Source organism: Bradyrhizobium sp. (assembly GCF_028868675.1).
In the GTDB taxonomy this organism is placed as follows: domain Bacteria; phylum Pseudomonadota; class Alphaproteobacteria; order Rhizobiales; family Xanthobacteraceae; genus Bradyrhizobium.
Genome location: NZ_JAGWUA010000003.1, coordinates 21,083 through 43,297, shown reverse-complemented (window position 1 = coordinate 43,297; position 22,215 = coordinate 21,083). Strand labels below are relative to the sequence as shown.

Below are 22,215 nucleotides of genomic sequence, written 5' to 3'. Positions count from 1 at the left end.
GCGCTGCAGAGCCGGGACCCATGTCGCGAGAAGCACGTCACGAGAAACATGTCACGAGAAGCACGCCACGCCAAATTTGCGGAGCGTTGCGGCCGGCTCTGTGCAGCAGCACGCCGGACGATGCTTCGCATCGCCGCGAGCGCTGCGGCGCGTCCGGAACACCAGAAGCGCGGGTTCTCTGCCGCCGTGATTGATCTGGACCAATTTCCCGGTCCCCCCGGCCATGATACCAAACCCGGTCGCACAGGGGGGCTTGATCGGATGCAGCAGGATCGCAGCGATGTACTGGTCATCGGCGGAGGGATCGCGGGGATCGCGACTGCGCTCGACCTGCTGGACGGCGGAAAATCCGTGCTGCTCGTCGATCGCGACCGCGACAGCGTGTTCGGCGGGCTCGCCCGCGAGAGTTTCGGCGGCATGTTCTTCGTGGATTCGCCGGAGCAGCGCCGGCAGGGCATCCGCGATTCCGTCGATCTCGCCAGGCGCGACTGGTTCAGCTTTGCCGCCTTCGGGGCGGAGGATCGCTGGCCGAAGGCCTGGGCCGAGGCCTACGTGCAGCGCTGCACCGCCGACGTCCATCGCTGGGTGCGCGGTTTTGGCGTCAGCTTCCTGCCTGTCGTCAACTGGGTCGAGCGCGGCGAATTCTGTCCCGGCAATTCCGTGCCCCGCTTTCACGTGGCCTGGGGCACCGGCAAGGGGCTGGCGGATGCTCTGATCGCTGCGCTGCGCGGACACCGCAATGCGGGTCGCCTCACGCTGCGCTTCAACCGCCGCGTCGAGCGGCTTCTCACGCGCGGCGGCCGGATCGAAGGTGCGGCCGGCTTGGACGAGGAGAGCGGCGCCCCGTTCGAGGCGCATGCCGAGCAGATCGTGGTGGCGGCCGGCGGCATCAACGGCGATCTCGACCGCGTCAGGCAGAACTGGCACCGCGACTGGGGCAAGCCGCCCGCCGAGCTGTTGAACGGCTCGCATCGCTTTGCCGACGGTCGCCTGCACGACGCGGTGGCGGCTGCCGGCGGCGTGCTCACGCATCTGGACAACATGTGGAATTATGCCGCGGGCGTGCATCATCCCCGCCCGCGCAAGGCCAACCACGGCTTGTCGCTGGTGCCGCCGCGCTCGGCGCTCTGGCTCAACTGGCGCGGCGAGCGCATCGGGCCGCAGCCGCTGGTCTCGGGCTTCGACACGCGGCGGCTGGTCACCGACATCTGCGCGCAGGAGCGGCAATACTCCTGGCAGCTCATGAACATGCGCATCGCGCTGAAGGAGCTCGCGGTCTCCGGCGCCGAGCACAATCCCTCGATCCGCGAGAAGAGGCGGCTCGGCTTCTTGCGCGACGTCCTGCTCGGCAACCGCTGGCTGGTGACCGAGATGCTGGAAAATTGCCAGGACTTCGTGACGGCCCGGACGCTACCGGAGCTGGTCGAGAAGATGAACGCCCTGCAGGGCGACCAGGCGGTGCAGCGCGACCTGGTCGAGGATGCGGTTGCGCATTACGACGCCACCATCGCCCGCGGGCCGAGCCTGATGAACGACGAGCAGCTCCGCCGCATCGCGGCGCTGCGCCAGTATCGCGGCGACCGCATCCGGCTGTGCAAGTTTCAGCCGATCGACGACGCCAAGGCATTGCCGCTGATCGCGGTTCGTGAATTCATCATCAGCCGCAAGAGCCTCGGTGGTATCGTGACGGACCTGCAGAGCCGGGTGCTCGACGCGGCCGGCCGGCCCATCGAGGGCCTCTATGCCGTGGGCGAGGCGGCCGGCTTCGGCGGCGGCGGCGTCCATGGCTTGCGCGCGCTGGAGGGAACGTTCCTCGGCGGCTGCATCCTGTCGGGGCGCATCGCCGCGGCGGCGATCGATGGTAGAACCGCATTCCTTTGAAATTGAGGGCATCACATGAAGAGAACCGGAGCCTGGCTGACGGCCTATGCGCTCGAGCAGATCGGCGCGCGCTTCACCTTCGGCATCCCCGGCGTCCACACCACGGAACTCTACGATGCCTTGAACAATTCCAACCGCATCAGCCAGGTGCTGGTCACCCATGAAGGCGGCGCCTCGTTCATGGCCGACGCGGTCGGCCGCCTGACCGATTCGATCGGCGTCCTGACCGTGGTGCCGGCGGCGGGGTTGACGCATGCGGCGAGCGGGATCGGCGAGGCCTTCCTCGACGGCGTGCCGATGCTGGTGCTGTCGGGCGGCCCGCGCACCGACACGCCGCATCGCTATCAGCTGCACCAGATGGACACCCACCGCTTCATGGGCGGCTTGACCAAGGCGACGTTCCGCGTCGAGCGGCATGAGGACGTCGTGCCGACCTTGTTCGAGGCCTACGAGATCGCGGTCTCCGGCGAGCCGGGCCCGGTCTATGTCGAGCTTCCGGCCAACATCCTGCTGCTGACCGACGAGGTCGCCGAACTGCCGCAATTGCAGCGGCCCCCCGCGCCGCAACTCGATGGCGCGGCGGACATCGCACACGCCGTCGAGCTGCTCGCCGCCGCCCGCCGGCCCTGCATCTTCACCGGCTGGGGCGCACGCGATGCGACGGCCGAGCTGGTGCGGCTTGCCGAATGGCTGGAGGCGCCGGTGACGACGACGCTGCAGGGCCTGTCGGTCTTCCCGGGCAACCATCCGCTGCATGCCGGTTTCGGCTTCGGCACCTCCGCCGTGCCGGCTGCGCAAAACGCCTTTCGGGATTGCGACTGCATGGTGGCGATCGGCACGCGCTTCGCCGAGATCGCGACCGGCAGCTACGGCGCCAGCGTGCCGGAGAACCTGATCCACATCGACATCAATCCCGCGGCGATCGGCACCAACTATCCGGCCAAGGTCGGGATCGCGGCCGATGCGGCCACTGCGCTCAAGGCACTGTCGCGTGCGCTGGAGGCGCGCGGGCCGCGCCCGACCACGCGGACCGGGCTGCGCGAGCAGATCAGGCGCGACAAGGCCGACTATCGCGAGAGCTGGTATCGCAACGACGCTGCGGGCATCGTCAACCCCGCGCGCTTCTTCGACGAACTGCGCCGCCTGATGCCCGACGACGGCATCGTCGCGATCGACGACGGCAACCACACCTTCCTGACCGCCGAGCTGATGCCGTTCCATGCGCCGAAGAGCGTCATCCTGCCGACCGACTTCAACTGCATGGGCTATGCCGTGCCGGCGGCGATCGGCGCCAAGCTCGCGCTGCCGGGCCGCTCGGTGCAGGCGATCGTCGGCGACGGCGCCTTCACGATGACCTGCATGGAGATACTCACCGCGTCGACCAACGGGCTCGGCATCGTCTACTACGTGTTCAACGACGGCGAGCTCGCCCAGATCGCCCAGGCCCAGTCGATCCCGTATGGACGCAAGCCCTGCACCCAGCTCGGCATGCTGAACCTCGAGGGCGTCGCGCTGGCGACGGGTGCGGCCTATCTTGCAATGGACGACAATGCGGCGATCGCCGGCGTCATCGCCGAGGCCAACGGGATCGCCGGGACGGGCCGGCCCGTCATCGTACGGGTGCGGATCGACTATTCGAAGAAGACGGCCTTTACGCTCGGGACGGTGAAGACCAATTTCGGCCGCTTCCCGCTCAGGGAAAAGCTGCGCTTCCTGACCCGCGCCGCGGTGCGCCGCGTGACGGGGTAGGTGCATTCGTCCCGCCCTTAAGGATTTGGAAACCATGAGGTGATGTGGTCGAACGCGACGCAATCTGTTCGACGGCACGTGCGAATCTGCGAGGCCGGCGATCCCACCTCATAGAAGGCCCAAGACATGAGCGCGCTCGACATCGCCGGACTGCTTGCCCTCGTGGCCATGGCGGCGACGATCCTCATCCTGCTTCGCCGGCGCGGGCCGGCGCATGCCGATGCCGACATCGTCGAGCTCTGGCGCGTGGCCTTCGAATCCAGTCCGATCGCGATGCTGATCCGGCAGAACGGCGTCTATGTCCACTGCAACGACGCCTGCATTCGCATCCTCGGCGCCAGGGACAAGAAGCACGTGCTGGAGGTCGGGCCGGCCAAGGTCACCGCGGAGCGGCAGCCGAACGGCCGGCTGACCGCCGATATCTTCAAGGAGTGCGCCGACGCACTCCAGCAGGGCAGGACCTTCCAGTACCAGGGATTGGCCGGTCTCACGCTCGACACGCACAAGACCCTCTTCGTGGACCTCTACTGGGTGCCGACCAGGTTCCATGGCGAGCCCGCGGTGCTCTGCTATCTCGTGGATTCCAGCGAGCGGGTCCGCATCGCCGACGAGGCGCGGCAACAGACCCGTCAGATCGCGCAGGGTTTCGAGACGACCATCGGCGGCCTCGTGCAGTCGCTCGCCGCCACCGCCGGCGAGATGCGCACCACCTCGCAGACGATGTCGGCCACCGCGCGGGACGCCAGCACGCAGGCGAGCGGCGTGCTGTCGACGGTCGGCGAGGCCTCGAGCAACGTGCAGATCGTGGCGGCCGCGACCGAGGAATTGTCCTCGTCGGTCTCCGAGATCGGGCGCCAGGTGACGCAGTCGACCCAGATCGCGAGCCAGGCCGTCGAGGAGGCGAACCGGACCAACGCGACGGTGCAGGGCCTCTCCGCCGCCGCGCAGAAGATCGGCGACGTCGTCAATCTCATCAGCGACATCGCCAGCCAGACCAATCTGCTGGCGCTCAATGCCACGATCGAGGCCGCGCGCGCCGGCGAGGCCGGGCGCGGCTTTGCGGTGGTGGCAAGCGAGGTCAAGTCGCTCGCCAGCCAGACCGGCAAGGCGACGGAGGATATTTCGGCGCAGGTCGCCGCGATGCAGTCGGCCACCTCCGAGGTCGTCGAGGCCATCAAGCATATCGGCGGCACGATCGGCGCCATGAACGAGATCGCGACCACGATCGCGGCCGCGGTGGAGGAGCAGGGCTCGGCGACGCGGGAGATCGCCCGCAACGTCCATGCCACCGCGACCGGCACCAGCCAGATGTCGAGTTCGATCGGCGGGGTGACGCGGGCAGCCGGCGAGGCCGGCACGGCGGCCGGCCAGGTCCAGGGTCTCGCCGACAAGCTGGGAACGCAGGCCGAGACGCTGCGGAGCAACGTCGAAGGCTTCCTCGCCAGGATCCGCGCGGCCTGAAGCAGCGCTTGACGCGGGCGTTCCGCTGGGGCTCCCTGACGTCATGACTATGACCACCGTCACGCCCGCCGACATCCGTCGCGCGCTGCTGCTGCGGGAGGAGATCGCGCTGCTCGACGTCAGGTCCGAGGCCGCTTTCGCCACCGGCCATCCGCTGTTCGCGGCCAACATGGCGGCCGACCGCATCGCGATCGAGGCCGCGCTGCGCCTGCCGCGCAAGGACGTGCCGATCGTGCTCTACGATGACGGCGAGGACCTGGTCGCATCCGCAGCAGAGCGCTTCGCGGAACTCGGTTACGGCGACGTTCGCGCGCTCGCGGGCGGCCTGCAGGCCTGGCGGGCCGCCGGCTACGAGGTGTTTCAGGACGTCAATTCCTATGCGAAGGCGTTCGGCGAGCTGGTCGAGGCGCGCCGTCACACGCCCTCTCTCGGCGCCGACGAGGTCGCGGCCCTGATCGCCGACAAGGCCGACATCGCCATTCTCGACGTCCGCCGCTTCGACGAATACGCCACCATGAACATCCCGGGCTCGGTCAGCGTGCCCGGTGCGGAGCTGGTGCTACGCGCGGGCCGCGCTGCGCCAGATCCGGACACCACCATCATCGTCAATTGCGCCGGCCGGACGCGATCGATCATCGCCGCCCAATCGCTGATCAATGCGGGCGTGCCGAACGAGGTGCGCGCGCTGCGCAACGGCACCATCGGCTGGACGCTGGCAAGCCACCGGCTCGAGCACGGCGCCACCAGGCGCGGCGAGATCGGGCCGTTCGACGGCGCGGAGGCGAAGGCCTGCGACGTCGCCTATCGCGCCGGCGTCCGCCGCATCGGCGCAAGCGAGATGGCAGCGCTCGCGGCGCAGGCGGATCGGACGCTCTATCGGTTCGACGTGCGCGACGCCGAAGACTACGCGAAGGGCCATCTCGCAGGCTTTCGCCATTATGCCGGCGGCCAGCTCGTCCAGGAGATCGACATGGCCGCACCCGTGCGCGGGGCGCGCATCGTGCTGACCGACGACAGGAGCGTGCGCGCCGACATGACCGCGTCCTGGCTCGCGCAGATGGGCTGGGAAGTCTACGTGCTCGAGGGCGGCTATGATGGCGCATTGGAGGTCGGCCCGCCGCTCATTCTGCCGCGGCCCGATCCCGCGCATCGCTACCAGCGTCCCTATGAAGGCACCGACGCCCCGGCCGCCGCGATGCAGGCCTATCTCGACTGGGAATATGGTCTCGTCGAGCAGCTCCGCCGCGACGGCACGCATGGGTTCTACGTGATCTGAAGCCGACGGCTTTAGACGGCGCGAACCGATCCGAGGAAGTGGTCCACCTCGCGGTGAAGCTGCTCGGCCTGCTGCGACAGGGCTCCTGCGGCCGACAGGACATCCTTCGACACGCGTCCGGTCTCGACGACCGCATCCGTCACACCGACGATGTTCGAGGATACTTCGGCCGTTCCCGTTGCCGCCTGCTGCACGTTGCGGGCGATCTCGCCGGTCGCTGCGCCTTGCTGTTCGATCGCCGTCGCGACCGCGGCGGCAATGGTGTTGACCTCGGTAATCGTTCCGGCAATCCGCTTGATCGCCGTCACCGCATCGGCGGTGGAGGTCTGAATGGCGCCGACCTGGGATGCAATCTCCTCGGTGGCCTTGGCAGTCTGCGCAGCCAGGGATTTGACCTCGGATGCGACCACCGCAAAACCCTTTCCCGCTTCGCCCGCGCGCGCCGCCTCGATGGTGGCGTTGAGCGCGAGAAGGTTCGTTTGCCCCGCGATCGCATTGATGAGCTTGACGACGTCTCCGATCTTCTGTGCCGTTTCGGCGAGGCCATGGACGAGATTGTCGGTCCTTCCGGCCTCGTCGGCGGCGCGTTCGGCGATCTTCGCCGACTGCGTGACCTGGCGGCCGATGTCCGCGATCGATGCCGAGAGTTCCTCCGCGGCCGCGGCGACCGTCTGCACGTTCATCGAAGCCTGGGTGGCGGCAGCCGCCACGACGCTCGACTGCTGATTGGTCTCATCCGTGGATCGCGTCATGGCATTGGCCGACGTCTGCATCTGGTGAGCGGCGGCCGCCACCCCCTGCACGACGCCCTTGACGCTGGCTTCGAACGAGTTGGCCAGCTCGGCCATGGCCGCCTTCTTTTCCGCCTCGGCGTGCTGCGCAGCCTGCAATTGCTGGGTCCGCAGCGCATCCATTTCGAGCGCGGCCTTGCGGAAGACCTCGACCGAGCCGGCCATGACGCCCATCTCGTCCTCACGGCCGATGTAAGGCACGACGCTTTCATGGTCACCGCCGGCAAGGCGGTGCATCGAAGCCGACAGGGATGCGAGAGGCGCGATCACACGGCGCAACACCAGGAGGACGGTCGCGACTGAAATTCCGACGCCGGTCAGAAGAAGAATGATTGCCGTCACCATGCTGCGGAACGCTGCCGCCTGCAGCTTTGCCGTATGGCTCTCGCTGGCCCTGGAGGCGGCCTGCATGACGGCGAGCAGGCTGTCGATTTGCGGATTGGTCGTCGCGACATAGTCGGGGGCCGTGACCGGATACTTGCCCTCGTCGCCGGCCTTCTTCATGTCGTCGGCGAGCTTGCGGAACTTGTCGAAATAGAGTTCCTGGGCGCCCGTCATCGCCTGCCGGATCTGCTGATCCGTCGCGGCATCCGCCGTGAGGTTCTTGAGCAGGCCCCAGAGCACATCTACCTGCGCCCGCGTTCCGGCGTTGAAGGCCAGGCGGTCGGCGGGGATCGCGGTGCCTGCCGCGATCGCGCCCGCAACGTTCGCGCGCTCGAACCCGGAAACTTCGCGCATGCGCCATCCGGTCTCCTTGATCGCGGCAAGCGTCGTCAGTGTCGGGTCGGTCGAGGCGGCCGCATAGAGCGTGGCGTACCAGAGATTGAGCGAGGCATTGACCGATGCCGTCAGCGTCGGAACGAAGGTCTTGAGCAGAGCCTCCGGGCGCTCCTGCTTCGGCAGCGTCAAGGCTTTGTCCGCCTGGGCGCGCGCCTCGTTGGCCTTGGCCAGCGCAGCGTCGAGCGCGCCGAGGAGCGCATCCCGATTGGCGAAGTGCTGGGCGCGCAGCGCAGCAAGCCCGGGCTCGTACCTCTCGTGCGCCGCCTTCCGCCTCGCGTCGATCGCCTGCCGCGTCGCGTCGCTCGCCCGATCGGCGGCCTGCAGCGCGTTGTTGGTGGCCAGCCGCTCGAGCAAGATTTCGTAGAGTCCCGCAATGAACTGGTTGGTGGCGTGGTCGAAGACTTCGGTGGTCTGGGTCTGGCGGTAGGCCTGCCAGGACTCGAGGCTGCCCCGCCCGAACGCGAATATCTGAAGGATCGACAGGACCGCGATTGCACCAATCAGGATCGTGCGCAGCGAGCGGAATGAACTGATGCGACTGGCGACGGAGGAAGTCTGCATGGTAGTTCCTTGTGGAGCCGGAGGATGGCGCGTTGCTGGTTCTGTTGCGAGTTCCTTCGTATGAGAGTCCGCTTACGAATTGATTATCCGAGTGGGCGGCCGAGACCGTAGATGTACGGTGGAGTGCGAATTTGTCGCGCCCGGCGCAGCTATATCCTGCGGGCCTTCGCCATTCGCGAGACGTCGCGGGCTTCGACCGAGTTCGGAATTGGACGCATGTGCGACAACTCGCGCTACGCGAAACGGTCTCGTCGACCAGCTCCGCGGCGACGGCACGCACGGGTTCTGCGTGATCTGAGCGTCGAGGCGGGCGGCAGCGTCAGGCCGCCTCGTCGTCCACCTTGTGCTGGATCTCTTCCTGGATTTCTTTCAGCTCTTCGGGACTGGCGTGCTCGATGGCCGCCATCCGGTTGTTCGCCGTCTCCAGCGCCAGGATCAATTCCGACAGCTTGATCTGCAGCGCCTTGGTGTCGCGATTCTGGGTGTTCTGGATCAAGAACACCATCAGGAAGGTGACGATCGTGGTGCCGGTGTTGATCACGAGCTGCCAGGTGTCGCTGTAGTGGAACAGCGGACCGGTCACGCCCCAGGTCATAATGGTCAGGAGGGCCAGGATGAAGGCCGACGTCGTCCCGGTCCACTCCGCGGTGACGGTCGCGAAGCGGGTGAACCAATGGGCGTGCTGGCCGCCCGAGCTGGTGGTGGACGAAACGGGAAGGGTGCCGCGCATGCTTTCTGGCCGGGAGGGTTGACGCCGTGATCAACGCAGCCGGGGTTCCCGGGTTCCTGCGTCGTCGTCGCAGTCGAAGAAGATGGCAGGACGCAACATTCTCGCCCTTCCGGACGACCCAGGTCCGGCAATCCCAATGCAGTCGCAGGGCGGGCGTCCGATGCGGCGCGCTTGACCTGGATCAATGGCGCGTCATGGACGGATCGTACAAATGTTCCTATGATTTCCCGTCTGCAGTCGAGGCCGTCATGACGCGTATCCTGCTAGCCGCCGGTCTCCTTGCCGCCCTCGCCGCGACGCCGGGTTATGCCCAGTCGGTCAATCTGACCGGCACCTACAAATGCGTTCAGGCCTGCCGCGGCGGGCTGGTCGGTTATCCCGCCTACATCACGCAGAACGGCCCTGACCTCAATCTCCTGACCGAAGCGGGCGAGGCCTATCGCGCCTGGCCGGACTGGTTCTCGCCGGCGACGCGGATCTATGTCGACGCGATGAATCTCGGAGCGGTCTATTCGCCGGACGGTGTTTTGATCCAGTTCGACAACGGCACGATCTGGCAGCGCGACATTCCGGCCCCGCCGCCGGTGCGCCGGCGCAGGTAACCGGCGGATCGAGCGAAGCGAGCGGAGCCGCGATGGCGACCTTCCCGATGAGCCTGGTATCGCCGGAGCGGCTGCTGTTCACCGAAGCGGTCGAGCAGGCGGACCTGCCCGGCATGGAAGGCGATTTCGGCGTGCTGTCCGGCCACGCGCCGATCGTCGCCGAGCTCCGTCCGGGCATCGTCACCGCAATCAGTGGCGGCGAGCGCCGGCGGTTCGTCGTGCTCGGCGGGCTCGCCGAATTCTCCAACGACGAGCTGACGGTGCTGGCCGAGAACGCGGCCACGGCGGAAGAATTCGATGTCGCCGAGCTGCAGGGCCGGATCGAGGAGATGCAACAGACGCTGGCGCAACAGCCGGCCGGCGACGAGCTCGACCAGGCGGTGGCCCGGCTCGACCACTACAAGTCCATCCACGCCATGCTCACCGTGACCAACGCGTTCTGAGCTTCGCGACCTTCACCCCAAGACGGAATCCGATGATGACGACCTTCGACAAGCGCGAGCAGGGATTTGAAGCCAAGTTCATCCATGACGAGGAACTGCGGTTCAAGGTCATGGCGCGTGCCAACAAGCTGCTCGGCAACTGGGCAGCGGCGCAGCTCGGCCTCGCCGGCGAGCAGGCGACCGCCTACGCCAACGACGTCGTGACGACGCATCTGGAGACCCAGACCATTGACGACGTCCTGCAGAAGGTCGCGGGCGACCTCGCCGCCAAGGGCGTCTCGCGGAAGCAGGTCGCGGACCGGATGCAGGAATACACGCAGGCCGCGCTGGCGCAGATCGAGGCCGGCAAGTAGCGGCGGATCGCCTCGCCGGCGTTCGCGGGGCATTTCGAAGAACTTTCGGGACGAAACGGCTGACCTGCCATCTTGTCCCCACGTCCGAATCGGAGTGTGTTGCCGGTCGCCCCGCCGCTCTCGGCTGCGGGCGGCGTCGGCATTCGACGGAGACTCCATGTCAGCCAAGGGCCAACGCATCGAAGCCAGGGCGCTGCTGCTCGAAGGCGTGAACGACAGCGCGGTGGAGCTGTTCAGGAGCGCGGGCTTCGCCAATGTCGAGCGGCTGACCAAGGCGCTCGACGGCGAGGCGTTGCGGCAGGCGGTCAAAGGCGTCTCGCTGCTCGGCATCCGCTCGCGCACCCAGATCACCGCCGACGTGCTCGATGCGGCCGACCAGCTTCTCGCCGTCGGCTGCTTCAGCGTCGGCACCAACCAGGTCGACCTTGCGGCCGCGCGCAAGCGCGGCATGCCCGTGTTCAACGCGCCGTTTTCCAACACAAGGAGCGTGGCGGAGCTCGTCATCGGCGAGATCGTGATGCTGCTGCGCCGGATCTTTCCGCGCTCGGTGGCGGCGCATGAGGGCGGCTGGGACAAGTCGGCCACCGGCAGCCGCGAGGTGCGCGGCCGCACGCTCGGCATCGTCGGCTACGGCAATATCGGCTCGCAGCTCTCCATGCTCGCAGAGGCGATGGGCATGCGCGTGATCTATTTCGACCGCACCGACAAGCTGCGTCACGGCAACACCGAGCCGGTCGACAGGCTGGAAGAGCTCCTGGCACAGAGCGACGTGGTCAGTCTGCACGTTCCGGAGACGCCGGAGACGTCAGGCATGATCGGCGCGAAGGAATTGCGGCTGATGAAGGAGGGCTCCTTCCTGATCAACAACAGCCGCGGCACCGTCGTCGATCTCGAGGCGCTGGCGGCCGCCCTTCGCGACGGCCACATCGCGGGCGCCGCAGTCGACGTCTTTCCGGTCGAGCCGTCGTCGAACTCCGACCGCTTCCACAGTCCGCTGCAGGGCCTCGCCAACGTGATCCTGACCCCGCATATCGGCGGCTCGACCGAGGAGGCGCAGGAGCGGATCGGCGGCGAGGTGGCGCGCAAGCTGGTCGACTACCTCATCAACGGCTCGACCATGGGCGCGGTGAATTTTCCGGAGGTGCAGCTCCATCTACGCCCGACCGGCGCGCGCTTCAGCCACGTCCATCGCAACGTGCCGGGCATGCTGCGGCGGCTCAACGAGGTCTTCCTGCAGCGCGACGTCAACATCGCCGCGCAATATCTGGAGACCGCCGGCGACCTCGGTTATGTCGTGCTCGACGCCGACCTCGCCGGCCAGGATTCGGGCGAACTGTTGCGGCAGATCCGCGCGCTCGACGGCACCATCGGCGCGCGGCTGGTCTACGAGCACGAGTAGGTTCGATCGCGCCGCCCGCCTGCCGGCGGTTGACGGCCGGCGGCTGGCCGCATTGAATGCGGACCGCCAGCGACGACGAACAAGACCCGGGGGAAACGATGGCGCGCGCACCAGCGAACCTGCATCTCTGCATCGCAATCCTCGTGATCGGGCTGGCAAGTCCCGGCGCCGCGCTCGCCGCGACGCTGGCCGAAGATGCCGATACCGTGTGCAAGGGTCTCGCCGGCGGCGCCGACGCCGTGAAGATCGATTCCGCGACGCTGCAGGCCCCGTCCCCGCTCGCCGTCACCGAACGCGGGCCGACACCGTCGGGCCGCATCACGCCGGCCAATCCCGGCTTCTGCAAGCTGCTCGGCCATATCGAACCCACCGATCCCAAGGCGCCGCCGATCAAGTTTGAGGTCAACCTGCCGATCGAGTGGAACGGCCGTTCGCTGCAATATGGCGGCGGCGGCTTCAACGGCGTGCTGATCACCGGACTGGCGCTGCCGCCGGCCTATCCCTTCGACAAGCCGTCGCCGCTGGCGCGCGGCTTCGTCACCTACGGCACGGATTCCGGCCATGAGACCAAACCCGGCGAGCCGCCGCCGGCCTTCGCGCTGAACGACGAAGCCTTCGAGAACTTTTCGCACCGCGCCTACAAGAAGGTGCGCGACGTCGCCGTGACGCTGATGGAGCGAGCCTACGGCAGGAAGCCCGCGAAGATGTACTTCATGGGCTCCTCGGAAGGCGGTCGCGAAGGCCTGACCATGGCGCAGCGCTATCCCGATGATTTCGACGGCATTTTGGCGCGCGTGCCGGTGATCAACTGGGCCGGCCTGCAGCACGCCGGCCTGCGTTCGGGGCTCGTGACCATGGGCGAGGGCTGGATTCGTCCGGCCCAGGTCAAGCTCGTGGCCGACGCGGTGCGCGCCGCCTGCGACAAGGCCGACGGCTCCGACGACGCGCTGGTGCAGGATGCCGTGTCCTGCAAGGCGCAGTTCAAGCCGGAGACGCTGCGCTGCGCGGCGGGCCAGAGTGGCGATGCGTGCCTCACCGAGGCGCAGATCAAGGCGATCGACACGCTGCATGCGACCTTCAGGTTCCCGTTCCCGCTCGCCAACGGCCTCGACGACTATCCGGGCTGGGGCGTGTCGGGCGAGGATACGGCGTCGTTCGGCCCGACCGGCGGATGGACGGCGTGGTGGCTCGGCACGGCGGCCCCCGCCAACCCTCCGGCGCCGAACAATGGCATTGCGTGGGTCTATGGTGCCTTCGGAATTCAATACGTGTTCGCGCGCGATCCAAGACTCGACGTCACGACCTACAGGGTCGAGGAGCACAAGGAGCGCGTGCTGCAGGTCTCGCAGCTCATGGACTCCACCGATCCCGATCTCGGCCGTTTCCGCGCCCATGGCGGCAGGCTGATCATGCTCGAGCACATGGCCGACTACGCGCAGAGCCCCTATGCCGGCATCCGCTATTTCGAGAGCGTCGAAAACAAGCTCGGCAAGGCGGAGACCGCGGAGTTCGCCCGGCTCTACACCGCGCCCGGCGTCGACCATGTCGGCTCCGGCGCGCCGGCCAATGTCGACATGCTGAGCGTGCTGGTCGACTGGGTGGAGCAGGGCAAGGCGCCCGGCGATCTCGAAGTCACCGAGCAGAAGGTCGAGGCGCCCGCGTTTCCGGTCATGCGCGCGCTGCCGCTGTGCCGCTGGCCCGCCTGGCCGCACTACAAGGCGGGCCCGGTGACGGAGGCCGCGAGCTTCTTCTGCGCGCCGTGACGAGAACGCGAGGCCGCCGGTTCGGCGGCTCGCGTTCGACGGCCGATGCTCAGCTTGCCTTGACCTCGATCGTCTTGGCGGGCTTCTGGGCTTCGGCGGTCTTCGGCAGCGTCACCTTGAGCACGCCGTTCTTGAAGGAGGCACCGATCTTGTCGGCGTCGATGCCGTCCGGCAGGGCGAAGTAGCGCTCGAACGAACCGTAGCGGCGCTCGGAGACGTAGTAGTCCTTCTGCTTCTCCTCCTTTTCCTCCTTCTTCTCGCCCTTGATGGTGAGGCCGCCATTGGCGAGCTTCACCTCGATGTCCTTCTCCTCCATCCCGGGCAGCTCGGCGGTGATCTCGTAGGCCTTGTCGTTCTCCACGACGTCGACGGCCGGCGCGGCCGCGAACTTCCGGGTCAGGTTCTTCTCGAAGCCGGCAAGCGTCGGGAACGACCGGCCCCAGAAGTCGCCGCGGCCGAAATCCTCGAACAGCCGGTCGACCTCCTTGCGCAGCGATTCGAACGGATGCCAGGCTTCCGGCGCGAAGGCGGGCGGGCTGGCTTGCTTGGTCACAGGGAGCTTGGTTTCATTGGCCATGATCTCTCTCCTTTCTGGCCGGAGTTGACGCGACGGAACGTCCACCGGCCGGTGCACCCTGTCGTTGATATTCCTCAAGATGCGTTCCGGGTGGGACGTCACGAGATCGGTAAGCATTGCGCACCGATTTTCCGCGGGACATATCTTGCCGGCTCGGCGTTATTATGCCGGCCCGTTTGGCTCGCACGACCATGCGACCCCGGCCCGCGTTGACTTGAATCAAGTTCTATCCGCGCGCGGAGGTTCGAATGGAACAGAAGTCTGGAGCGTCGAGATGAGCAGCCTGAAGATCCCGCACAATGCTTTCGTCTTTGTCGGCGACGGCCGCAAGGCGCTGTTCCTGCGCAACGAGGGCAACGAGAAGTTTCCGAACCTGAAGACCGAGCAGGTGTTCGAGGACGACAATCCGCCGACCCACGAGCAGGGCAGCGACCGTCCGGGCCGGCTCGGCAAGGCGTCGGGCCGCAGCGCCGTCGAGCCGGTCGACTGGCATGATTTGGAGGAGCATCGCTTCGCGCACCGGGTCGCCGCCGCGATGGAAAAGGTCGTACGCGAACGCAGGGCGCCGGCGCTGGTCGTCGTCGCGCCGCCGCGGACGCTGGCCGATCTGCGCGCGGCCTTCCACGCCGACGTCAAGGCGGTCATCGTCGCCGAGATCCACAAGGATCTCACCCGGCATCCGGTGGGCGACATCGAGAAGCATCTGACCGCGGCGGGCTGAATCTCGGCGAGGCCGTAAAGCGCGATGACGATTCATCTCAATCTCATCGCGCTTTGGTGCAGGCTTGCGCCGCTACTGGCTCGCCCACGCGATGCGCGCGATCCAGGCGATGTCGGCGATTGCGAGCGTGCGGTCGGCCTGCGCGGTGACGAGCGGCTGCAGTTCCAGCGCCTTGACGGTGCGGCGCTTCAAGACCTTGACCATCAGCTCGCCCGTCCTCGTCTTCACCACCACGCGGTCGCCGCGCTTGATCGGCGTGCCCGGCGACACCAGGATGACGTCGCCGTCGCGATAGGCGGGCACGAGCGCGTCGCCCGAAATCTCCAGCGCGAAGGCGTGATGGTCGTCCGCCGAGGGCAGCGCCATCTCGTGCCAGCCCTTTCCGGAGGGGTAACCGAGCTCGTCGAAATGGCTGTCGTGCCCGGCCTGGGTGAAGCCGATCAGCGGCACCGAGCGTCCGTCGCGGGCGCCATCGCCGATCAGCTTCACGAAGGTCTCGATGGAGGAGCCGGCGGCGGCGAGCGCCTTGGCGATCGATTCGGTCGAGGGCCAGCGCTCGCGGCCGTCGGAGGTCACGCGCTTGGACTTGTTGAAGGTGGTGGGATCGAGGCCCGCCCGCTTGGCAAGTCCCGACGGCGACAGTCCGGAACGCGCCGCAAGCCGATCCAGCGCGCCCCAGATCTGATCGTGGGTCAGCATCCTCTGCGCTTTGGCATGCCTGACCATCTTCGATCCGGCCCCGTCGCAAGGTGGAATTTCCGCCTCAAATCAACCGGTTTTCCGTTTTCCGCGCAAGGGGCGACGGCTAAGTCTTGAGTTCGCGCAAGGTGGCCATTACGGTCGCGCGGGCCGCAAATCGGGTTGGCCCGTCTGAAAAACTCCAAGAGACTCAACGGGAACACTCGAAACCAAGCTAAAGCATGATCCGGAAAAGTGCGAAGCGGTTTTCCGAAAAGGTCATGCTCAAACAATAACCTAAAGCGCGATGACGATTGATCCCAATCTCATCGCGCTTTAGGGCAGGGATCAGGCAGGACTCCGGATCAGGTGGTCAAGATCTACAAAATCTGTGCGGCCTCGGCCTGGCGGGAGGCGGAGCGGCAGGGCGTCTATCGCGGCAGCGCCGATGACGCACGCGACGGCTTCATCCATTTCTCCACCGCTTCCCAGGTCGCGGAAACCGCGCGAAGACATTTCTTCGGTCAGCGCGCGCTGTTCCTGGTCGAGGTCGACGGCGACGCGCTCGGGGATGCGCTGCGCTGGGAGCGTTCGCGCAACGAGGAGCTGTTTCCGCATCTCTACGGCGAGCTCGATCTCGGTGCCGTCGTGAGGGTCATCAATCTCAACATGCGTTCCGACGGCTATCACGACATTCCGGAGCTCGAACCGTGATCCGTGCCTTCGACGCCATCTCGCTGCCGGTCCTGCGCTGGCTGGATCCGGAGGATGCCCATCGTCTCGCCATCCAGGGACTGCGCCTGCTGCCGCCGGCCAGGTCGCGGCCGGACGATCCCAAGCTCGCGGTGCGCGCCTTCGGGCTGAACTTCCCCAATCCGGTCGGCATGGCGGCGGGCTTCGACAAGAATGCGGAGGTGCCGGACGCGCTGCTGCGACTCGGCTTCGGCTTCGTCGAGGTCGGCTCGGTGACGCCGAAACCGCAGGGCGGCAATCCGCGGCCGCGGCTGTTTCGCCTCGAGCGCGACGAAGCCGTCATCAACCGCATGGGATTCAACAATGACGGCGCCGACATCGTGCTGCGGCGGCTGGCCGCGCGCGCCCAGAACGGCGGCATCGTCGGCGTCAATGTCGGCGCCAACAAGGATTCGCCCGACCGCGTCGGCGACTACGTCAGGCTGATCGAGACCTTTGCGCCGGTCGCGAGCTATTTCACCGTCAACATCTCCTCGCCGAACACGCCGGGCCTGCGCAATCTGCAGGAGGGCGCGCTGCTCGACGATCTGCTCGCCCAGGTGATCGATGCGCGCGATCGCGTGCGCGAGAGGGCCGGCGACACGCCGGTGCTGTTGAAGATCGCGCCCGATCTGAGCCTCGCCCAGCTCGACGACGTCGTGCAGGTGGCGCGCTCGCGCAAGGTCGACGGCATGATCGTGTCGAACACCACGATCGCGCGGCCCTCGACGCTGCGCGAGCAGATGCGCGCCAAGGAGGCGGGCGGCCTGTCCGGCCGGCCGTTGTTCCGCCTGTCGACGCGCATGGTGGCGGAGACCTATGTCCGGGTCGAGGGCGCGTTCCCGCTGATCGGCGTCGGCGGCGTCGACTCGGCCGGCGCGGCCCTGACGAAAATCCGCGCCGGCGCCAGCCTGATCCAGCTCTATTCGTCGCTGGTCTACAAGGGCCTCGGCCTCGTCGAGGACATCAAGCGCGATCTCGCCGCCACGCTGCTGCGCACCGGGCGCGACTCTCTGTCCGAGATCGTCGGCGCCGATGCGGCGACACTCACGGCTGAGGACTGGCCGGGGATGTGATCATCTTCGTAGCTCGGATGGAGCGCAGCGTAATCCGGGAAAGTGTCCCCGCGTGGCGAGGGACCCGGATTTCGCTGCGCTCCATCCGGGCTACATTTCTGCGAACGACGCCCTGAACATCGCGGGATAGCGCGCGCCCTGCAGGCCGCCGCGGGCGACGTAGAAGGCGAGCATCGCCGTCCACAGCCCGGCATTGCCGAACGAGCTCAGCGCCCAGAAGGTGCCGAGGAAGATCAGCAGCGAGAGCAGCATCAGATTGCGCATCTCGCGCGCCCAGGTCGCGCCGCCATAGATGCCGTCGAAGCCGAAGGCGAAGGCTCCGGGCAGCGGCGCCAGGATGATGAAGATGAGGAAGTCGCGCGCCGCGCGCCGCACCTCCTCGCTCGCCGTCATCAGGTCGATCAGCAGCGGGCCGAACAGCGCAAACAGCGCGGCGACGGCGAGCGCAAAGCCCGTGCCCCATGACAGCACCAGCCGCGTCGAATCGGCAAAGCCGCAGGCGTCGCGCGCGCCATAGGCGCGGCCGCAGAGCTGCTGCGCGGAATTGGCGAAACCGTCGAGGAAGAAGGCGCTGACCAGCAGGAAGTTGTTCAGCACGGCGTTGGCCGCGAGCGTCACGTCGCCGGCGCGCGCACCCTTCGCGGTGAAGAACAGGAACACGGTGATCAGCGCCGCGGTGCGCGCCATGAAGTCGCGGTTGACCGAGAGCATGCGTGTCAGCCGGGCGCGGTCGAACAGGCGCGTGCGCGGCACGGCGAAGCCGTCCTGCGCGAGACTGCGGCAGGCGACGACGCCGAGCGCAAGTCCGGTCGTCTCCGCGATCACCGCGGCGATCGCGGCCCCGGCGATGCCGAGATCGAGCACCAGCACCAGCAGCACGGTGGCGGCCATGTTGATCAGGTTGATCGCGATCTGCAGCATCAGTGCCCGGTTGGCGCGGGCCTGCCCGACCAGCCAGCCGAGCACGACGTAGTTGCCGAGCGCGAAGGGCGCCGACCATATCCGGATCATGAAATAGGTCTTTGCGGCGCGGGTGACGCCCTCGCTGCCGCCCATGACGCCGAGTAGCGCGGCCGCCAAGGGCAGCTGCAGCGCGATCAGGGCTGTGCCGATCAGGCCGGCGACGATGAAGCCGCGCATCAGGATCGCGCTCAATTCCTTCGGTTCGCCGGCGCCGATCGACTGCGCGGTGAAGGCCAGCGTCGAGATGCGCAGGAAGGCGAACAGCCAGAACAGGCAGTCGAAGATCACCGAGGCCATGGCGACGCCGCCGAGCAGCGCCGCATCGTTCAGCCGTCCGATCACGGTGGTCGAGACGATGCCGATCAGGGGCGTGGTGATGTTCGCGACCATCGCCGGACCGGCGATGGCGAAGACCTGCCGCGTGGTGACCCTGGGATGGGCGGGGGCGTGCATGGTCAGAATTCGATCGACATGCCGTCCTCGGCCGCGGTGTAGGGCAGCATGCCCACGCGCGACAGCATGTCGTCGCTCATATGGGTGAGCACGAGCCGCTTGGCGTCGATCTCGGGCAGATGCTGTTCCAGGGTCTTCAGGCTGAGATGGTTCTTGACCACCTTGTCGTACATGTAGGCTTCGGCGATGAAAAGGTCGGCGCCATGCGCCAGCGGAATGAGGCTCTCCGTCCATTCGGTGTCCGCGGTATAGGCGACCGTGCGGTCCTCGGCCTCGACGCGGTAGCCGAGGAACGGCCCGCCGGATTCGCCGTGCACCACCGGGTAGGGTGTCACCGTCGCCGCGCCGAAGCTGCGGCGCTGCTCCGGCGCGAGTTCGACGACCGACAGCTCGAAGCGCTGCTTCGTTCTGGAGGAATTCTCGAACAGCGCTTCCATCACTTGCGCGAGCCGCGTCTCGATGCCTTGCGGGCCGGCAATCGTGAGCGGGCGCGTCCGCCGCGAGAATTGCGCGTCGAGCAGCAGGAACGGCAGGCCGGCGAAATGGTCGCCGTGGAAATGCGTGACGAGGACCAGATCGATGGCGTCACGCACGATGCCGAGCCGCTTCAGCGCCGACAGCGACGACGCGCCGCAGTCGATCAGGAGATTGGTGTGCTCGCCGGTGAGATGGAAGCAGGTGTTGAAACGGCCGCCCGAGCCGAACGCGTCGCCGCAGCCGATAAAGCGCAATTGCATCGGCTGCGAGCTCCCCTCAGGCGGCCTACCGGCCGCGCGGCGCGCCGAAGATGCGCGACAGCAACCAGATCGGGATCACGATGACCGCGCCGAGCAGGAAATAACGCCACAGCCAGTTGACGGCGTCGAAGCCGAGATCCCAGAGCCGCCGGAACAGGAGGCGAATGCTCTCGATGATATTCCAGGGATCGAAGCCGATCGCGGCGAGCACGACGCCGACCAGGATCGACAGCAGGATCAGCCGGAACGCGACGGCCAGCGGCGAGCCGCCGAGGAAGCGGGACAGGCCGTCACTGGAGCCTGCCGGCAAGTCTCTGACGTCGTTGGCCATCGCTCAACACTCCTCGCGGGGATTCGCCCGGATTATAGGTCACGGCAGGGCACGTGGGGAACCCTCCTCGTGGCGTCAATCGGCTTACGGGATTTTAATTCGTACGGCCGCCGGGAAGATGGACTTGATGGAATCGGCCGGGCCCCGAGCGCTGTCCGCCGGAGGTGACGAACAGCGCGTCGCAGGCGATCAATCAAGACCGACCCACTCTGTCGACGCGTCGTCGTTCAGTTTCGCCACGGCATCGGCGCGCCGCGTCAGCACGGCGCGCTGGTTGATGTAGCCCTTGTCGGTGATCTCGCCGCCGTCGACGGAGGGCGGCTCGGCCAAGAGCAGCGCGCGCGTGGCGTGGCCGGAAGAGTTGGCGCTCTGCGCCTTCAGCTTCGCGAGGCCCTGCGCGATCGCGCTCCCGACCTTATCGTGGCCGATGATTTCAGCGACGTCCGCGCCTTCCATCAGGCCGGCTAGCGCGCGGCAGGCGGGGATGTTGGGGAACACCAGGAAGCGCACTTCGTCGCCGCCATGACCGGTCACCACGATGTCCTGCGCCAGCGGCGCCAGTGCGGCGATGCCGGCGACGCGCAGCGTGCCAACGCTGACCCAGGTGCCGGAATTGAGCTTGAAATCCTCGGCGACGCGACCGTCGAAGAACAGGCCGCGCTCGGGTCTGTCGGCATCTGCGAATCTCACGGCGTCGCCGATCAGGTAGAAGCCCTCTTCGTCGAAGGCTTGTTGCGTCAGATCGGGCGCCTTCCAGTAGCCCGGCGTGACGTTGGGACCGCGCACCCGCACCTCGAGCTTGTCGCCGGAGGCGATGAGCTTCAGCTCGGTGCCGGGAATCGGAACGCCGATATTGCCGGAGCGCTCGGCGAGGAAATGGCAGTCGGTCGCAAGCGGCGAGGTCTCGGTCGAGCCCCAGGCCGAGACCATCGGCAGCGCCCGGCCGATGGTCTCGACCGAGAGCTGTTCGAGCGCGTCCCACAGGTTCTGCGGCAGCGCGGCCCCGGCATAGAAGGCGAACTTGACCTCGCCGAAGAAGCGGCGGCGCAATTCCGCGTCGTCGCGCAGCGCCGCGATCAGCATGTCGAAGCCGCGCGGCACGTTGAAATAGACAGTCGGCACTACGCTCCGCAAGTTCGCAAGCGAGGTTGCGAACAGGCCGGGGGCGGGCTTGCCGCCGTCGATGTAGAGCGAGCCGCCATTGCGCAGCACGAGGTTGAAATTGTGGTTGGCGCCAAAGGTGTGGCTCCAGGGCAGCCAGTCGAGAATCACGAGATCGTCGCCCGCCTCCTCGAGGAAGCGCCAGGTCTGCGCCTTGGCCTGCTGACTCGAGGTCAGCATGCGCTGGGTGTTGATGACGGCCTTCGGCGTGCCGGTCGAGCCCGAGGTGAACAGGAATTTTGCGATGGTGTCCGGCGTCACCGCGGCGAAGGCGGTTGCGACGTCCGATGTTTCCGGCGTCGCCGCGATCGTGCGGAAGGACAGAGCATCTGCGTCGTCGGGATTGCCGCTGATGATCGTTGCGCGATGCAGCGGCTTGATGGCGGCGAGCGCCGCGGCGAACGGCTTCGTGCCGGACACATAGATCGCACCGGGTTCGAGCAGCGCGATCATGCTTTTCAGCTTGTCGAAATCCCTGGACATCAGCGAATAGGCAGGCGAGATCGCGGCCGAGGGCACGCCGACGTACTGGGCGGCGAGCGCCAGCAGCGCGTGATCGACGCTGTTGTCGGACAGGATGACCAGCGGACGCTCCGCGCTCAGGCCGTGCGCGAGAATCCAGGATGCGATCGACCGCACCTGCTGCAGGGCCTGCGCATAGCTCACCGTGCTCCAGGACGCCTCGACGTTGCCGCGCTCGGCGAGGAATATCCTGTCCGGCGTCCGGCTTGCCCACTGCTCCAGCCAGTCGCCGATGCAGCGCGCGCCGTCGCGCAAGCGCTCGGACGAGCGCAGCACGATGCTGCCGTCGGCGCGACGCTCGGCCACGGTCCTGGGCACGGCGAACAGATCGCCGGAGACGGCTCCGCTGGGGGCGGCGATCATCATGGTTTCCTCCTTGCGCGGCCCATGCCGGGATCGGCCTCGTTCCGGGCCGCCTTTCCCATGATGTTGGGCACGACAATTGTTGTCGTCAACAACATTCTTTCCACGACGC

20 protein-coding genes are annotated in these 22,215 nt (G+C 67.1%); 12 read left to right on the top strand and 8 right to left on the bottom strand.

The features are described 5' to 3' along the window. Positions 1 to 261 precede the first annotated feature (261 nt). From KGM94_RS01025 to KGM94_RS01010, 4 genes are all read left to right on the top strand, one after another. A complete protein-coding gene (locus tag KGM94_RS01025) occupies positions 262 to 1,881 on the top strand; it encodes an FAD-binding dehydrogenase (protein WP_300253972.1) in 1,620 nt (539 codons plus the stop codon). Between the two features lie 15 nt (positions 1,882 to 1,896). Then, positions 1,897 to 3,630: a thiamine pyrophosphate-binding protein gene (locus KGM94_RS01020; protein WP_300253971.1), complete on the top strand. Its 1,734-nt coding sequence runs from the start codon at positions 1,897 to 1,899 to the stop codon at positions 3,628 to 3,630. Positions 3,631 to 3,756: 126 nt separating this feature from the next. After that, positions 3,757 to 5,091, top strand: coding sequence for a methyl-accepting chemotaxis protein (locus KGM94_RS01015; protein WP_300253970.1), 1,335 nt, complete (start codon positions 3,757 to 3,759; stop codon positions 5,089 to 5,091). Between the two features lie 43 nt (positions 5,092 to 5,134). Continuing rightward, the gene (locus tag KGM94_RS01010; RefSeq protein WP_300253969.1) at positions 5,135 to 6,367 is read left to right on the top strand and encodes a rhodanese-like domain-containing protein; all 1,233 of its coding nucleotides are present in this window, start codon (positions 5,135 to 5,137) and stop codon (positions 6,365 to 6,367) included. 11 nt (positions 6,368 to 6,378) lie between these two features. Here KGM94_RS01010 and KGM94_RS01005 read toward each other — a convergent pair whose 3' ends face one another. Both KGM94_RS01005 and KGM94_RS01000 read right to left on the bottom strand, forming a co-directional pair. Continuing rightward, positions 6,379 to 8,499, bottom strand: coding sequence for a HAMP domain-containing methyl-accepting chemotaxis protein (locus KGM94_RS01005; protein WP_300253968.1), 2,121 nt, complete (start codon positions 8,497 to 8,499; stop codon positions 6,379 to 6,381). A gap of 319 nt (positions 8,500 to 8,818) precedes the next feature. Further along, the gene (locus KGM94_RS01000) at positions 8,819 to 9,229 is read right to left on the bottom strand and encodes a low affinity iron permease family protein (protein WP_300253967.1); all 411 of its coding nucleotides are present in this window, start codon (positions 9,227 to 9,229) and stop codon (positions 8,819 to 8,821) included. 248 nt (positions 9,230 to 9,477) lie between these two features. Between KGM94_RS01000 and KGM94_RS00995 the strand changes: the two genes are divergently transcribed. The 5 genes from KGM94_RS00995 to KGM94_RS00975 all read left to right on the top strand — a co-directional run bounded on the left by KGM94_RS00995 (position 9,478) and on the right by KGM94_RS00975 (position 13,789). Next, the gene (locus tag KGM94_RS00995) at positions 9,478 to 9,831 is read left to right on the top strand and encodes a hypothetical protein (RefSeq protein ID WP_300253966.1); all 354 of its coding nucleotides are present in this window, start codon (positions 9,478 to 9,480) and stop codon (positions 9,829 to 9,831) included. A gap of 32 nt (positions 9,832 to 9,863) precedes the next feature. Further along, entirely contained in the window at positions 9,864 to 10,274 is a 411-nt protein-coding gene (locus tag KGM94_RS00990) for a F0F1 ATP synthase subunit epsilon (protein ID WP_300253964.1), read from the top strand. A 35-nt stretch (positions 10,275 to 10,309) separates the two neighbouring features. Continuing rightward, on the top strand, positions 10,310 to 10,627 hold the full coding sequence (locus tag KGM94_RS00985) for a DUF1476 domain-containing protein (protein WP_300254005.1): 318 nt from the start codon (positions 10,310 to 10,312) through the stop codon (positions 10,625 to 10,627). A 157-nt stretch (positions 10,628 to 10,784) separates the two neighbouring features. Then, the gene (gene serA, locus KGM94_RS00980) at positions 10,785 to 12,026 is read left to right on the top strand and encodes a phosphoglycerate dehydrogenase (protein ID WP_300253962.1); all 1,242 of its coding nucleotides are present in this window, start codon (positions 10,785 to 10,787) and stop codon (positions 12,024 to 12,026) included. A gap of 98 nt (positions 12,027 to 12,124) precedes the next feature. Further along, positions 12,125 to 13,789: a tannase/feruloyl esterase family alpha/beta hydrolase gene (locus KGM94_RS00975; RefSeq protein ID WP_300253960.1), complete on the top strand. Its 1,665-nt coding sequence runs from the start codon at positions 12,125 to 12,127 to the stop codon at positions 13,787 to 13,789. A gap of 49 nt (positions 13,790 to 13,838) precedes the next feature. Here KGM94_RS00975 and KGM94_RS00970 read toward each other — a convergent pair whose 3' ends face one another. Continuing rightward, positions 13,839 to 14,366, bottom strand: coding sequence for an Hsp20/alpha crystallin family protein (locus KGM94_RS00970; protein WP_300253958.1), 528 nt, complete (start codon positions 14,364 to 14,366; stop codon positions 13,839 to 13,841). A gap of 274 nt (positions 14,367 to 14,640) precedes the next feature. On the opposite strand from KGM94_RS00970, the gene KGM94_RS00965 reads away from it, so the two are divergent. Continuing rightward, positions 14,641 to 15,087 carry a host attachment family protein gene (locus KGM94_RS00965; RefSeq protein ID WP_300253956.1) on the top strand — a complete coding sequence of 149 codons (447 nt, stop codon included), beginning with the start codon at positions 14,641 to 14,643 and terminating at the stop codon, positions 15,085 to 15,087. A gap of 72 nt (positions 15,088 to 15,159) precedes the next feature. Here the strand turns inward: KGM94_RS00965 and KGM94_RS00960 are convergent, their stop codons facing one another. Further along, on the bottom strand, positions 15,160 to 15,813 hold the full coding sequence (locus tag KGM94_RS00960) for a helix-turn-helix transcriptional regulator (protein WP_300253955.1): 654 nt from the start codon (positions 15,811 to 15,813) through the stop codon (positions 15,160 to 15,162). Positions 15,814 to 16,134: 321 nt separating this feature from the next. Between KGM94_RS00960 and KGM94_RS00955 the strand changes: the two genes are divergently transcribed. Both KGM94_RS00955 and KGM94_RS00950 read left to right on the top strand, forming a co-directional pair. Then, complete coding sequence (locus KGM94_RS00955) at positions 16,135 to 16,479, top strand: DUF952 domain-containing protein (protein WP_300253953.1); 345 nt, start codon at positions 16,135 to 16,137, stop codon at positions 16,477 to 16,479. Beyond that, positions 16,476 to 17,573 carry a quinone-dependent dihydroorotate dehydrogenase gene (locus KGM94_RS00950; RefSeq protein ID WP_300253951.1) on the top strand — a complete coding sequence of 366 codons (1,098 nt, stop codon included), beginning with the start codon at positions 16,476 to 16,478 and terminating at the stop codon, positions 17,571 to 17,573. The genes KGM94_RS00955 and KGM94_RS00950 overlap by 4 nt, the downstream gene beginning before the upstream one ends. Positions 17,574 to 17,663: 90 nt before the next feature. On the opposite strand, the gene KGM94_RS00945 is transcribed toward KGM94_RS00950, so the two are convergent. The 4 genes from KGM94_RS00945 to KGM94_RS00930 all read right to left on the bottom strand — a co-directional run bounded on the left by KGM94_RS00945 (position 17,664) and on the right by KGM94_RS00930 (position 22,103). Beyond that, positions 17,664 to 18,989 carry an MATE family efflux transporter gene (locus KGM94_RS00945; RefSeq protein ID WP_300253950.1) on the bottom strand — a complete coding sequence of 442 codons (1,326 nt, stop codon included), beginning with the start codon at positions 18,987 to 18,989 and terminating at the stop codon, positions 17,664 to 17,666. Between the two features lie 2 nt (positions 18,990 to 18,991). Further along, a complete protein-coding gene (locus tag KGM94_RS00940) occupies positions 18,992 to 19,726 on the bottom strand; it encodes an MBL fold metallo-hydrolase (protein ID WP_300253949.1) in 735 nt (244 codons plus the stop codon). 25 nt (positions 19,727 to 19,751) lie between these two features. Further along, the gene (locus tag KGM94_RS00935) at positions 19,752 to 20,057 is read right to left on the bottom strand and encodes a DUF6460 domain-containing protein (RefSeq protein ID WP_300253947.1); all 306 of its coding nucleotides are present in this window, start codon (positions 20,055 to 20,057) and stop codon (positions 19,752 to 19,754) included. A gap of 189 nt (positions 20,058 to 20,246) precedes the next feature. Then, positions 20,247 to 22,103, bottom strand: coding sequence for a feruloyl-CoA synthase (locus KGM94_RS00930; RefSeq protein ID WP_300254004.1), 1,857 nt, complete (start codon positions 22,101 to 22,103; stop codon positions 20,247 to 20,249). Between the last annotated feature and the right edge of the window lie 112 nt (positions 22,104 to 22,215).

What these genes read in the sequence shown, in the direction of transcription:
- KGM94_RS01020 (WP_300253971.1), top strand. Translation starts at nt 1,897, where the DNA reads ATGAAGAGAACCGGAGCCTGGCTGACGGCCTATGCGCTCGAGCAGATC.
- KGM94_RS00975 (WP_300253960.1), top strand. Translation starts at nt 12,125, where the DNA reads ATGGCGCGCGCACCAGCGAACCTGCATCTCTGCATCGCAATCCTCGTG.
- KGM94_RS00985 (WP_300254005.1), top strand. Translation starts at nt 10,310, where the DNA reads ATGACGACCTTCGACAAGCGCGAGCAGGGATTTGAAGCCAAGTTCATC.
- KGM94_RS00965 (WP_300253956.1), top strand. Translation starts at nt 14,641, where the DNA reads ATGAGCAGCCTGAAGATCCCGCACAATGCTTTCGTCTTTGTCGGCGAC.
- KGM94_RS00945 (WP_300253950.1), bottom strand. Translation starts at nt 18,989, where the DNA reads ATGCACGCCCCCGCCCATCCCAGGGTCACCACGCGGCAGGTCTTCGCC.
- KGM94_RS00930 (WP_300254004.1), bottom strand. Translation starts at nt 22,103, where the DNA reads ATGATCGCCGCCCCCAGCGGAGCCGTCTCCGGCGATCTGTTCGCCGTG.
- KGM94_RS01005 (WP_300253968.1), bottom strand. Translation starts at nt 8,499, where the DNA reads ATGCAGACTTCCTCCGTCGCCAGTCGCATCAGTTCATTCCGCTCGCTG.
- KGM94_RS00935 (WP_300253947.1), bottom strand. Translation starts at nt 20,057, where the DNA reads ATGGCCAACGACGTCAGAGACTTGCCGGCAGGCTCCAGTGACGGCCTG.
- KGM94_RS00960 (WP_300253955.1), bottom strand. Translation starts at nt 15,813, where the DNA reads ATGGTCAGGCATGCCAAAGCGCAGAGGATGCTGACCCACGATCAGATC.
- KGM94_RS00990 (WP_300253964.1), top strand. Translation starts at nt 9,864, where the DNA reads ATGGCGACCTTCCCGATGAGCCTGGTATCGCCGGAGCGGCTGCTGTTC.
- KGM94_RS01025 (WP_300253972.1), top strand. Translation starts at nt 262, where the DNA reads ATGCAGCAGGATCGCAGCGATGTACTGGTCATCGGCGGAGGGATCGCG.
- KGM94_RS01010 (WP_300253969.1), top strand. Translation starts at nt 5,135, where the DNA reads ATGACTATGACCACCGTCACGCCCGCCGACATCCGTCGCGCGCTGCTG.
- KGM94_RS00940 (WP_300253949.1), bottom strand. Translation starts at nt 19,726, where the DNA reads ATGCAATTGCGCTTTATCGGCTGCGGCGACGCGTTCGGCTCGGGCGGC.
- KGM94_RS00995 (WP_300253966.1), top strand. Translation starts at nt 9,478, where the DNA reads ATGACGCGTATCCTGCTAGCCGCCGGTCTCCTTGCCGCCCTCGCCGCG.
- KGM94_RS00970 (WP_300253958.1), bottom strand. Translation starts at nt 14,366, where the DNA reads ATGGCCAATGAAACCAAGCTCCCTGTGACCAAGCAAGCCAGCCCGCCC.
- serA (WP_300253962.1), top strand. Translation starts at nt 10,785, where the DNA reads ATGTCAGCCAAGGGCCAACGCATCGAAGCCAGGGCGCTGCTGCTCGAA.
- KGM94_RS01015 (WP_300253970.1), top strand. Translation starts at nt 3,757, where the DNA reads ATGAGCGCGCTCGACATCGCCGGACTGCTTGCCCTCGTGGCCATGGCG.
- KGM94_RS01000 (WP_300253967.1), bottom strand. Translation starts at nt 9,229, where the DNA reads ATGCGCGGCACCCTTCCCGTTTCGTCCACCACCAGCTCGGGCGGCCAG.